At 66.5% G+C, this 11,422-nt stretch carries 9 protein-coding genes; 6 read left to right on the top strand and 3 right to left on the bottom strand.

The window, feature by feature from the left end; all coding sequences use genetic code 11:
• Positions 1-14 precede the first annotated feature (14 nt).
• A complete protein-coding gene (locus DESTE_RS01520; RefSeq protein WP_035064269.1) occupies positions 15-410 on the bottom strand; it encodes a flagellar protein FlaG in 396 nt (131 codons plus the stop codon).
• 303 nt (positions 411-713) lie between these two features.
• Between DESTE_RS01520 and DESTE_RS01515 the strand changes: the two genes are divergently transcribed.
• Entirely contained in the window at positions 714-1,613 is a 900-nt protein-coding gene (locus DESTE_RS01515) for a flagellin N-terminal helical domain-containing protein (RefSeq protein ID WP_035064267.1), read from the top strand.
• A 103-nt stretch (positions 1,614-1,716) separates the two neighbouring features.
• Here DESTE_RS01515 and rnc read toward each other — a convergent pair whose 3' ends face one another.
• The gene (rnc, locus tag DESTE_RS01510) at positions 1,717-2,409 is read right to left on the bottom strand and encodes a ribonuclease III (protein ID WP_035064265.1); all 693 of its coding nucleotides are present in this window, start codon (positions 2,407-2,409) and stop codon (positions 1,717-1,719) included.
• A gap of 436 nt (positions 2,410-2,845) precedes the next feature.
• On the opposite strand from rnc, the gene DESTE_RS01505 reads away from it, so the two are divergent.
• The 5 genes from DESTE_RS01505 to DESTE_RS01485 all read left to right on the top strand — a co-directional run bounded on the left by DESTE_RS01505 (position 2,846) and on the right by DESTE_RS01485 (position 9,004).
• Complete coding sequence (locus tag DESTE_RS01505) at positions 2,846-3,910, top strand: phosphotransacetylase family protein (protein WP_035064262.1); 1,065 nt, start codon at positions 2,846-2,848, stop codon at positions 3,908-3,910.
• Between the two features lie 81 nt (positions 3,911-3,991).
• On the top strand, positions 3,992-5,209 hold the full coding sequence (locus tag DESTE_RS01500) for an MFS transporter (RefSeq protein WP_084559312.1): 1,218 nt from the start codon (positions 3,992-3,994) through the stop codon (positions 5,207-5,209).
• An 85-nt stretch (positions 5,210-5,294) separates the two neighbouring features.
• Positions 5,295-5,663, top strand: coding sequence for a hypothetical protein (locus DESTE_RS01495; RefSeq protein ID WP_035064259.1), 369 nt, complete (start codon positions 5,295-5,297; stop codon positions 5,661-5,663).
• Between the two features lie 250 nt (positions 5,664-5,913).
• Positions 5,914-8,583 carry a TIGR03960 family B12-binding radical SAM protein gene (locus DESTE_RS01490; protein WP_035064256.1) on the top strand — a complete coding sequence of 890 codons (2,670 nt, stop codon included), beginning with the start codon at positions 5,914-5,916 and terminating at the stop codon, positions 8,581-8,583.
• 202 nt (positions 8,584-8,785) lie between these two features.
• A complete protein-coding gene (locus DESTE_RS01485; RefSeq protein ID WP_035064253.1) occupies positions 8,786-9,004 on the top strand; it encodes a hypothetical protein in 219 nt (72 codons plus the stop codon).
• A 262-nt stretch (positions 9,005-9,266) separates the two neighbouring features.
• Here DESTE_RS01485 and DESTE_RS01480 read toward each other — a convergent pair whose 3' ends face one another.
• Positions 9,267-11,237, bottom strand: coding sequence for an STAS domain-containing protein (locus tag DESTE_RS01480; RefSeq protein ID WP_035064250.1), 1,971 nt, complete (start codon positions 11,235-11,237; stop codon positions 9,267-9,269).
• Positions 11,238-11,422 lie beyond the last annotated feature (185 nt).

Below are 11,422 nucleotides of genomic sequence, written 5' to 3'. Positions count from 1 at the left end.
CTGCCGCCGCGCCCCTAGAATTGCCGGTTGAGCAGCCCGCCAAGGGTCATGCCCCCGTCCTTGCCCACGCGCAGCACCCCTTCGGGGGGGATGCGCATGAGCACCTTGTTGCTGTTCTTTTCGGACACCTCGACCTGCACCACGCCCTGGTCGCTCACTATCTCGAACTTCAGCGCGGCGCCCTTGGCTTCAAGGGTGCGCGAAAGGTCGCTCAGCGAGCTCTCGAGCTGTTGCATGTCCACATTGTCCGCTTCCACGGGTCGTTCGTCCCCGGTCGGCTGCCATCCCGCAAGAGATTGAGAAGTAGAGGATGAGGATGCGGCGGCCAGGCCGCGTGCCGGGGGGCGCTTGATATCCGAACCCGTGGAAGAACCTGCCGCTACCGCCTGGATTTCGTCCAGCAGCATCATGGTCCCTCCTCGAGGCGACATTGCCTCCCCCGGAAACATCGTCTCACTCCACTTATCGGCAGATTGCGCCGCCATATTAGGGGCTGCAACCCGGCATGCGGGCAAGGGATGCAAAAAATTCCCCCGCCATGCCCCCGTGCAGCGCAGCAGCCCGCAAGCCCTGGGAAAATTTTGGCATGGGCGTGTCGGCAACCGGGCGCGCGGTGTCTAGAGTTTTGCTAACACTTTACCTTTCTTTGCAAAAAACGCGTTGGCACCAACATTGCTTAATGCAGGCCAGACAACCCGAAGGAGGTTCACCACATGTCTTTGGTCATCAATCACAACATGATGGCGCTGAACGCCTCTCGTAACCTGAACGAGAGCTACGGTCGCCTGGCAACGTCCACCCGCCGCCTTTCCTCGGGTCTGCGCGTGGGCACTGCGGCCGACGACGCCGCAGGCCTCGCCATTCGCGAACTTATGCGGGCCGATATTTCCACCATGCGTCAGGGCATCCGTAACGCCAACGACGCCATCTCGATGATCCAGACCGCCGACGGCGCGCTGCAGATCATCGACGAAAAGCTCATCCGCATGAAGGAACTGGCCGAACAGGCGGCCACGGGTACCTACAACTCCGACCAGCGCCTGATGATCGAATCCGAATATCAGGCCATGGCTTCGGAAATCACCCGTATCGCCAACGCCACGGACTTCAACGGCATCCACCTGCTGGACGGCACCCTTTCGGGTACCCACAACGGCTCGGGGCTGCGCCAGACCGGCGAACTGAAGATCCACTTCGGCACCGGCAACGATTCGAACGAGGATTACTACTACATCAAGATCGGCGGGGCCACGGCGTCGCAACTGGGCATCGGCAACGCGTCCGCCACGGGCGTCGGGGCCGGGGGCTACACCATCTCCACCCAGTCGGCCGCCCAGAACGCCCTGACCGCCCTGGACCAGGCGATCATCTCCAAGGACAAGATTCGCGCGGCGCTCGGCGCCCTGCAGAACCGCCTGGAGAACACCATCAGCAACCTGACCATCCAGGCGGAAAACCTGCAATCCTCCGAGTCGCGCATTTCCGACGTGGACGTGGCCGAGGAAATGACGGAATTCGTGCGCAACCAGATCCTCACCCAGTCCGCCGTGGCCATGCTTTCGCAGGCCAACTCGCTGCCGCAGATGGCCATGCAGCTCATCGGCGGTGGCTAGCAGCCCGCGCCCATGATGGCGTAACACCGCGCATCAGTTGGCGAAGGTTGACCAAAGACAACAGGACCGGGAAGGAACGGCCTTCCCGGTCATTGTCTCCATCTCAGCCCTCGCAGCGTGACTCCAGCCCTTTAAGCGCCAGACCGGCCGCCATCTGTTCGGCCCTTTTGACGCTGGGGCCGATGGCCGTGAACACGGTGTCATCCGGCAGCGTCAGCCGCACCTCGAAGCGCTTTTCGTGTTCCGGCCCGCTGCTGCCCATCAGGGCATATACCGGCCGCTCCCGGAACAGGCTCTGCGTCAGTTCCTGCAAGCGACTCTTGTAGTCCTTGCTGCGCTTGCCGTCGGCATCGCAGGGCCAGCGGGCGGCCAGCACATGGCGCACCACGGCCCGCGCCCGCTCATACCCCCCGTCCAGAAACACCGCCCCCAGCATGGCCTCCAGCGCGTCCGACAGCAAAGAGCTGCGTTCGCGCCCTCCCTGGCTTTCCTCGCCCCGGCCAAGCCGCAGGTACAGCTCCAGTTGCAGATCGCGCGCAAGTTCGGCCAGCGCCGGTTTGCTGACAAGGCGCGCCCGCATGCGGGTCAGGTCGCCCTCGCGGGCACCGGGAAAACGGGCGAACAGTTCTTCCGACACGCACAGCTCAAGCACGGCATCGCCCAGAAATTCCAGGCGTTCGTTGTGCTCCACGTGCTCCTGCTGCTCGTTGGCCCATGAACTGTGGGTCATGGCCGTGGCCAGCAGGGCCGCGTCTTTGAAGGCGTAATGAATGTCGGTTTGCAGTTTTTCGAACATGGGTCGGTAATCGCTCCTTCTGGGTGCCGACCGGCAGCTTTTGCCGCCCGGCGTTCCGGTCATGGCCGGGAACGATACCGGTACCGCCCCCATTGTGCAAGACCGCACGCGGCGCGCATGCTGCCCTCGACAACTCGTCAAATTTCCGGCGCTTGATGGTGCGCCGTTGCCGCCACACCCGCGACCACCTGCGCGAGCCAGGATGAGCAACCACGGGCTGTGCGAGCGAACAGCCACAAACTTGCAGTTGTCCCTTGATTTTCGGCTGTTATTCGGGGCAGAATCAATCAAGCACACGGCATCCCGCACCGGCTCCGGACAACATGACGGAAACAGCCGGGCACACCCACCGCCAGCCAGCCCGCGAGACAGACGGGAAGGCACGTTGGCGGATGGGCCACGGGCATGCGCGCGGATCCAGCAACAGGAGGCTGCTATGGCGGCGGGCATCTACGTGGGTTCCACGGCCGGGTATTCCGGCAAGAACATGGTGATCATGGGCCTTGGCCTGCGCCTGCAGAAGGATGGCTACAACGTGGGCTACATGAAGCCCGTGGGCGCCATGCCGCAGGAACGCGGCGGCGTGCTGGGCGACGAGGACGCCTTCTTCGTGCAGGACGTGCTGGGGCTGGAAGAACCATCCAACCTGGTCACTCCGGTGCTGGTCACCCAGGACTTCAAGGTGCGGGCCTTCAGCGGCCAGTGCGAAGACTACATGCCCGGCATCGTCGATGCCTACAACCAGCTTGCCAGCCGCCACGACGTGATGGTGGTGGCCGGTTCCGGCAGCATGTATTCGGGCCGCTACTGCAATGTGGACGGCATCCGCGTGGTCAAGGAACTGGGGCTGAAGGCCGTCATCATCGACCGCCTGCACAAGGAACTGAACTACGACTACCTGGTGGTGCTCAAGGATACCCTGGGCGACAACCTGGCAGGCGTGGTGCTGAACGACATCCCCGCCAACTTCATGAACGAGGTGGAGGGGCTGATCAAGCCGTTCCTGGAGCGCAACGGCGTGCGCGTGGTGGGCGTCATCCCCAAGGACCCGCTGATGGGGGCCATCAAGGTGGGCGACCTGGCCGAACGGCTGGGCGGCAAGGTCATCTCGGCCCAGAACAAGTCCGACAAGGTGGTGGAAAACTTCCTCATCGGCACCATGCAGGTCGAAAACTTCATGACCCACTTCCGCAAGAACAAGAATTCCGCCGTCATCGTGGGGGGGGACCGGTCAGACGTGCAACTGGTGGCGCTGGAAGGCAACTGCCCGTGCCTGGTGCTGACCGGCAACCTGTACCCCAACGACATCATCCTTACCCGGTCCGAAGTGCTGAACATTCCCATCGTGGTGGTGCGCGACGACACGTACACCGTGGCCAAGAAGATGGAAGTCATCCTTTCGCGCCACAAGCTGCGCGACGTGATCAAGATCAGGCAGGGCGCGCAACTCGTCAGCTCCTCCATCGACTTCGCCTACGTCAAGGAAGCGGCAGGCCTGTAAGGCCGCCCGACGCAACGCGAAACGCACGGGGGGGCCCCTGCCCCCCCGTTTTTTTGCGGCCACCACCTACCGGACTCAGCCATGACCGCCGATACCACCCCGCCCGCCGCGCCGCCCGCCATGCAGGCGGACACCGCCCCCTCCTTTGCCGCCGCCCTGCCGTGGGTGGGGCTGGTGGGCCTGCTATTCTTCATCAACTACGGTTCGCGGGCCATGCTGGCCCCGCTGCTGCTTTCCATAGAGTCGGATCTGGGGCTGGACCATGCCCAGGCCACCCGCCTGCTGTTCCTGATGGCCTGCGGCTTCACCGTCAGCCTTGCGGCCAGCGCCTTCCTGCTCAGCCGGGTGACGCCCCGGCGCATGGCGGCCTTTTCGTGCATGGCCACCGGCGCGGTGCTCATGGGCATGGCTGCCGTGCGCGACCACGCCACGGCGCGGTACATGTTCGTGCTCATGGGGCTGGCGGCCGGGCTGTACTTTCCGGCGGGCATGGCCACGCTGGGCACCCTTGCCCGCCAGCGCGACTGGGGCAAGGCCGTGTCCATCCACGAACTGGGGCCTAACCTCAGCTTCGTGGTCATGCCGCTGCTGGCCGAAGCGGGCCTGCGCGTCACCGACTGGCGGGGCGTGCTGCTGGCCGTGGGCGTGGCGGGCATGCTGGCGGGCATGGTGTTCGCATGGGTGGGGCGCGGCGGGCGGACCCTGGCGGAACCGCCATCCATACAAGGATTTGCCGGGGTGCTGCGCTCGCCGCTGACATGGCTGTTCGCGTGGCTGCTGGCCGTAGGGGTGGCCGGGGAGTACGCCGTGTACAGCGTGCTGCCCCTGTACCTGGTGGACGGCATGGGCCTTGCGCCCTCCACGGCCAATGGCCTGCTGGCGGCATCGCGCGTGATCACGCCCTTCGCCGCGCTGGCCGGGGGCTGGGTTTCCGACCGCATGGGGGCGCGGCGCACCATCACTGCATGCCTTGCGCTGACCGGGGTCTCGCTGCTGGTCATGGCGGTTCCATCCACGCTCGTGGTCACGGCGGCCATGACCGTGCAGGGGGGCATGACCGCGTTCATCTTTCCCGCCATCTTCAAGGAACTGGCCCGCTGCTGGCCCGCCGCGCGCCAGCCCACGGTACTGTGCATCGCCACGCCTGTCTCGTCGCTCCTGGGCACTGGCGCGGCGCCGGCCCTGCTGGGGCTGGTGGGGCAGACCTTGAGTTTCAGAGCCGGGTTCGCCCTGCTGGGCCTGCTGGCGCTGGCCTCCATCATCCCCCTGCGACTGCTGCCGCCGGAACCGGGCCGCTGACGCCCCCCACGGCGCGCCCTTGCTTGACAGCGCCAGCCCCAGCCCCTACCTATGCCGGGAACCAACCACCAAGGAGACACCCCCGATGGCCTACGATATCAGACTGGTGAAGCTCGTGAATGGCGAACTGGTGCTCGGCAAGTTCGACGAAGCCTCCGACTCGCTCAAGGACGTGGCCGCGTTGCAGACCGTGCCCACCCAGCAGGGTGTGCAGATGATGCTGCTGCCGTACGGCTATCCCTTCGAGCAGGGCTTTGACGGCGTCATCAGCCGCGTGCACGTCATCTACGAATACAAGACCTGCCCCGAGGAACTGAAGACCAAGTACCTCGAAGCCACGTCCAACCTCACCCTGGCCACCGGCGGCCTTGGCGGCGGGCTGGGCAACCTGAACCTGACCAAGGGCCCGGCGGGCGGCAAGATCACCGGCATTTCCGACCTGCTGAAGAAGTAGTCCCGGCACCACGCCCGCACGTTCCCGCCGGGCGCCGACCGCCCGACCGTCCCAAAGGGCGCCGTGCGGACACCAGGTCGGGGGCTGACCTGTTCAGGTCCGGCATGTTTCAGGGGGTGGCGCTGCCGCCCCCTTTTCATGTCGGCTTCGGGCCATTTTCCCTGTTGTCCTTGTTGCCTTTGCACCTTCATGATTGGCGGCGCAACCGCACCGCCCTCACCCTCCGCACCCTTCATCCCCATCAGGAACCATGCGCGAACTTCTGCCCCTGCTGCCCAAGCCCAGCCGCTACATCGGCATCGAGGAAGGTACCGTCCACAAGACGCCCGACGCCACCACCCTGCGCGTGGCGCTGGCCTTTCCCGACATGTACGAGGTGGGCATGTCCTACCTGGGGCAGAAAATCCTGTACGCCATCCTGAACGAACGGGCCGACGTGTGGGCCGAGCGGGTGTTCACCCCCTGCCGCGACGCGGGCGCGGTGCTGCGCGAGCGCGGCGTGCCGCTGGCCACCCTGGAATCGGACACCCCGCTGGCGGCCACCCACCTTGTGGGGTTCAGCATCACGCATGAGCTGTGCTATTCCAACGTGCTGTACATGCTGGACCTTGCGTCCATCCCCCTGCGCGCGGCGGAACGGGCCAAGGCCGATTCGCTCACCGCGTGGCCGGTGGTCATGGCGGGCGGCGGCTGTGCGCTGGCGGCGGAACCGCTGGCCCCGTTCATGGACCTGATGGTGCTGGGCGAAGGCGAAGAGGTGATGGCCGAACTGGTGGACCTGCTGACGGCAGCCCGCGCCGCCGGGCACTCCCGGTCCCGCTTTCTGGACGACGCCCGGCGCATTCCCGGCGTGTACGTGCCGGAGTTTTTCGAAGGCTCCGTGCCGCCTGATACGGCCCGCAACGTGCCGGGCACGCCGCCCCGCCCCCTGCTCCCGCCTCCGCCGTCCCCCTTGCAGTCTGGTGACACGGGCTACACCCGCGTGGCCCGGCGCGTGGTGGCCGACATGGACACCGCCCGCTACCCGGCCAGCCAGACCGTGCCCTTCGGCGCGGTGCACAACCGGCTGGCGCTGGAGATTGGCCGGGGCTGCACGCGCGGCTGCCGGTTCTGTCAGGCGGGCATCATCTATCGCCCGGCGCGCGAACGCTCCACCGAAAACCTTCATGCGCTGCTTGAAGAATGCCTGAACGAAACCGGCTACGACGACGTGTCCTTCCTGTCCCTGAGCACGGGCGACTTCTCCGCGCTCAAGCAGTTGTTCCTGTCCACCGTGGACCGCTGCGCGCAGGAGCAGGTGGCGGTCTCGCTGCCGTCCCTGCGGGTGGGGTCCATCGACGACGAGATCATGCGCCGCATGGCGGGCATCCGCCGCACCGGGGCCACCCTTGCGCCGGAAGCGGGCAGCCAGCGCCTGCGCGACGTGATCAACAAGGGCGTCACCGAGGAAGGGCTGCTGCTGCACGTGCAGAAGCTGTTCGAGCATGGCTGGCAGCAGGTGAAGCTGTATTTCATGATCGGCCTGCCCACCGAAACGCGCGAAGACCTCGACGCCATCGTGGACCTGTGCCGCAAGGTGCGCGATGCCGCCGGGCCGGGCATCCGCCGCTTGCAGGTCACGGCGGCCATCTCGCCCTTCGTGCCCAAGCCGCACACCCCCTTCCAGTGGGAACGTCAACTATCGCTTGAAGAAATCCGCGAGCGCATCGGCTACCTGCTTTCGCGCTTCAAGGGCGAAAAATGCCTGAAGATGCGCTGGCACGAGGCATCAATGAGCGCGCTGGAAGGCATCTTCTCGCGCGGGGACCGGCGGCTGGCCGACGTGGTGGAAAGCGCCTACCGCAAGGGCGCCATCTTCAGCAGTTGGATCGAAGGGTTCGATCTTGCCCCGTGGCTGGACGCCATGGCCGAACACGGCCTGGCCGCCTCGGACTACACCCGCGAGCGCGGCGAGGACGAGCCGCTGCCCTGGGACCATCTGGATGCCGGGGCCAGCCGCGAATTCCTGCTGCGTGAACGCCACCGCGCGCTGGACATGAAGCTGACGGGCGACTGCCGCTACGGCGCCTGCCACCTGTGCGGGGTGTGCGACACCAAGTCCTCCCCGTCCCGCCTGGACAAGCTGCCGGGCGTTACCGCCTATGCCAACCGCACCAACCTGCCCCAGCGCGACCAGCAGGCCCACCAGCCCACACTGGATGAACAGGGCCGGATACGCATGCCGGAAAAGGCGGACAAGCCGCCGCAGATTTCCGACGAACTGGCCCTGAAGGCGGGCCACTACCGCATCTGGTACACCAAGGAAGACATGGCGGTGTTCCTCAGCCAGCTTGAACTGCAATCGCTGTTCGAGCGCGCCCTGCGCCGGGCCGGTCTGCCGCCCGCGTTCTCGCGCGGGTTCCATCCCCTGCCGCTGTTGTCATTCGGGCGGGCCCTGCCCGTGGGCGTGGCCAGCCGGGCGGAATGGCTGGCCGTGTACCTGCGCGAATACCGCACCGCCGACGAGGTGCGCCGCGCCCTTGATGGCCGCCTGCCGCGCGGCATGCGGGTAACCTTTGTGGAGGAACTGCCCGTGGGCCGCAACACCGCGCCGCAACCCGCCGGAGAAAACTTCGAGTTGCGCTACGGCGTGGATGATGCTCGTCGCGACGCCTTCATGCAGGCCTGGCGCGACTTTGCCGCCGCCCCCGCGCTGGAATGGACGCGCGAAACCAAGAAGGGACCGCGCACCACCGACATCCGCCCCCTGTTCCGGTCCATAGAGGTGCGCGACGACGGCAGCGTGCTGCTGGACATGGACTGGACCGAGCTGTACGTGTCGCCTCTTTCGCTGGCCCGCGCCGTGACCCCGCAGGCCGAAATCCACGAGGTGCATCTGCTCAAGGTGTCCCAGCGCTTTGACGGGGTGGCGCGGGCATAACCCGCCGCAATGCCGCATGCTTCACGGGGCCGCTTCCATCAGGAGGCGGCCCCGTCTTTTTGAAAACACGTTCATAGGCACGCGATATCGGGAATGGCGATCCGAGTTCCCCGTTCATCGGCACCAGCAAGGGATGCTGGTTGCCATAGCCTGAAGCGACACTATCTTTCCCATAGGCGGGCACAACCGCCGGGAGGACGCCATGAACATCACCGCCACCATCCTCGCGGACAAGATCCGCGAGATACATCCGGCCCTGGACAGGCACGGGATTGCCTTGCACGTCACCTTCGACAACGACAAGGACGCCTGGATCGTCCGCCTGCGCAAGGACGGCATCGAATGCGTGCATCTGGGCGTGCAGATCGGCCAGTTCATCAACTATTACTGCGACGGTCCCGTGGCTGCCTGCGCGGCCTGACGGCCCGGTCAGCCGCTGCGATGCAGGCAGCCCACCCGAAGCACGAAAATTTCCCCCTGCCGCTCCTCCGGATAGCTGCCGCTCTCCACTCTGGTTCCTCACGCTTTCCACCTGCCTTCCCCTGTCTTCCGCACCACGGATACCCGGACTCCGTCGTCGCCTCGGCCGACGATGCCGCACGCCACGAAAAACGGCGCGTTCCCCATGGGAGCGCGCCGTTTCGTGGTGCGTTGCGGAATTGCAAAGGACGGTACCGCCGGAGCTACGTGCACTCGATCGGCAACAACTTTTCCAGTCCCACGCGGCGGATGCCCGGAGCATCCAGCCCGGTGCGGCGCGCCGCCTCGGCCACGGCTTCGGATACCGGGCCGGTGGTCGCCAGGTCCACCCCGCGCGAACGCGCGGTGACGGCTGCCGACTGCAGCAGTTGCACCAGGGTCAGGTCCGCCGCCGTGACGCCGGACATGTCGATGCGCACCGCCGCAAAACTCCCCAGCACGTCCAGCAGCGCCTCGCGCAGGTCGGCCCCGCGTTCGATGGTCACCTCGCCGGACAGCACCAGCACGCCCTTTGCGCCTCCCTGAAATGAAGCATCGCCATCGGCGGCGCGCACGGTGAACCCGGCCACGGTGCGGCTGGCAACCCCGGCGGAGAGATCCAGGGCCACGCCGTCAACGGGCCTGTCGGCCAATGCGGCGTCGAGGTACGAAAGATCGGGAGCTTCGCCGCTGTCGGCGAACAGGTCGGCGTCGGGGTCCACGTCAGGATCGTCGGAAGCGTTTGGTGCAAGGGAGCCCGCGGAAGCCGTGTCGTCCACCATCCCCGCACGCATGTCGGGATGCTCGGCCTCAAACCCGGTCGGCGCTGCTCCCTCGGGCTCGATCTGATCGGAGGAATCACCCTGTTCTGTCTCGGCATCGGCATCGGCGAACAGATCGGCGTCGTCGTCATCCGGCGCAACGTCAGCGGAACCGCCCGGCGCAACGTCGCCTGAACTGGCAGTCGCAACGTCCCCGGAACCGCCCGGCACCGCATCGTCACCCACCATGCCGCCGATCAGCGAGGCCAGGGCACGCCGCGAGGCGTCATCGCCCCCTGCTCCGTCTCCGTCATCGTCAAGGGCCAGGGCGTCCATGCCCGCGGCAAGCTCCGCCTCCAGTTCCGCCAGCCTGCGCTCCTCGGCATCGGGGTCCACCACCGTGCCGGAAAACTTGCTTTCGTCGTCGGTGCCGTTGCTCATGGTATCCTCCCGCAGTTTCCGCATGGCCGTGTCGTACTGGCGCATCAGGTCGTCGATGCTGTCGGCGTCGGGCGCCTTGTGCGCCGCCATCACCGCCATGGTGGCGCTGCGCGCCGGTGCGCGCTGCCAGCCCGGTTCGCCGCGCCGCACCCTTTCCACGTCGATGGGGTGCACCCTGGCCGATTCCACCTGGAACACCGTGTTCACAAGGTCCGGCTCCAGGATCGACGCGTACAGCACGTGCAATCCGCAACCGGGCGTTCCCGGCCCAGCGCAGCCCGGACCGGGCACAAAGCGCGCATCCAGCACCAGACCGCTCTTGCGCAGGAAGGCCAGCAGCCCCAGCGGGCTCAGGTCCTTGCGCAGCAGGTCGTCGGAGCCGCCAAACTCCACCACGTACACGTACAGCCCGTCACGCCGGGCGCGCAGCACATCGATGCCGTGCAGATCGAACAGACAATGCCCATCGGGGTCGCAAATCGACAAATGCTCGCGTGCGGTGCCCTGCAACGGTTCAGGCAGCGCGTCGTCCAACAGGGCCACCAGCCGCAGCAGGGCCCGCCCGGCGGGCGAATCATCCCGGTCCAGCGCATTGGGATCGCCGGTAACGCACACCGCCGGATACTGCCCGGCACCCTCGGGTGGCGCGTCCCCGGCAGGGCCTTCGGCGCTCTCATCCGTCTCCACCACGCCGGAAAGCCCGGCCAGCGCCCGCATGCACCCTTCCAGCGCGGATACGGCAGGCGCCGAAAGCGGCAGCGAGCCGTCACGGGCCAGTTCAAAGGCCGCCTCCAGCAGGCGGGCCATGCGACCGGCGCCATCCAGCCCCAACAGGCCCGCGGCGCCGCGCAGCCCGTGCACCAGGCGGGACAGACGGCCCAGCAGTTCCGGATCGGCGCGTTCACCCGCCACTTCCAGTTCCAGCAGATGCACGTCGGCCTCGGCCAGCACATCACCCACGTCGTTGCGGTATTGCTTGAGAAGTCGTTGCATTGCCTTGTGATCTGTACGCCGGATGGCGTACCGGAAACATGATTATGCGGGCGCGCGGCCCCGGTTGCGTCGGGCAGGGTTGCGTCGGCCCCGGTTGCGTCGACCCCGGTTGCGTCGGGCAGGTCTACACGGGACCGGTCTCTACACGGGACCGGTCTGCGCGAGGCCGAAGTGCATCGGGCAGG

Origin of the sequence: Nitratidesulfovibrio termitidis HI1 (genome assembly GCF_000504305.1) — a bacterium.
GTDB lineage: Bacteria > Desulfobacterota > Desulfovibrionia > Desulfovibrionales > Desulfovibrionaceae > Cupidesulfovibrio > Cupidesulfovibrio termitidis.
Note: the sequence above shows the minus strand (reverse complement) of the source record. Positions and strands in the feature narration are given on the sequence as shown.

Coding starts and splice junctions, on each gene's coding strand:
- DESTE_RS01520 (WP_035064269.1), bottom strand. CDS start 410: ATGATGCTGCTGGACGAAATCCAGGCGGTAGCGGCAGGTTCTTCCACG.
- DESTE_RS01485 (WP_035064253.1), top strand. CDS start 8,786: ATGAACATCACCGCCACCATCCTCGCGGACAAGATCCGCGAGATACAT.
- DESTE_RS01500 (WP_084559312.1), top strand. CDS start 3,992: ATGACCGCCGATACCACCCCGCCCGCCGCGCCGCCCGCCATGCAGGCG.
- DESTE_RS01505 (WP_035064262.1), top strand. CDS start 2,846: ATGGCGGCGGGCATCTACGTGGGTTCCACGGCCGGGTATTCCGGCAAG.
- DESTE_RS01480 (WP_035064250.1), bottom strand. CDS start 11,237: ATGCAACGACTTCTCAAGCAATACCGCAACGACGTGGGTGATGTGCTG.
- DESTE_RS01515 (WP_035064267.1), top strand. CDS start 714: ATGTCTTTGGTCATCAATCACAACATGATGGCGCTGAACGCCTCTCGT.
- DESTE_RS01490 (WP_035064256.1), top strand. CDS start 5,914: ATGCGCGAACTTCTGCCCCTGCTGCCCAAGCCCAGCCGCTACATCGGC.
- rnc (WP_035064265.1), bottom strand. CDS start 2,409: ATGTTCGAAAAACTGCAAACCGACATTCATTACGCCTTCAAAGACGCG.
- DESTE_RS01495 (WP_035064259.1), top strand. CDS start 5,295: ATGGCCTACGATATCAGACTGGTGAAGCTCGTGAATGGCGAACTGGTG.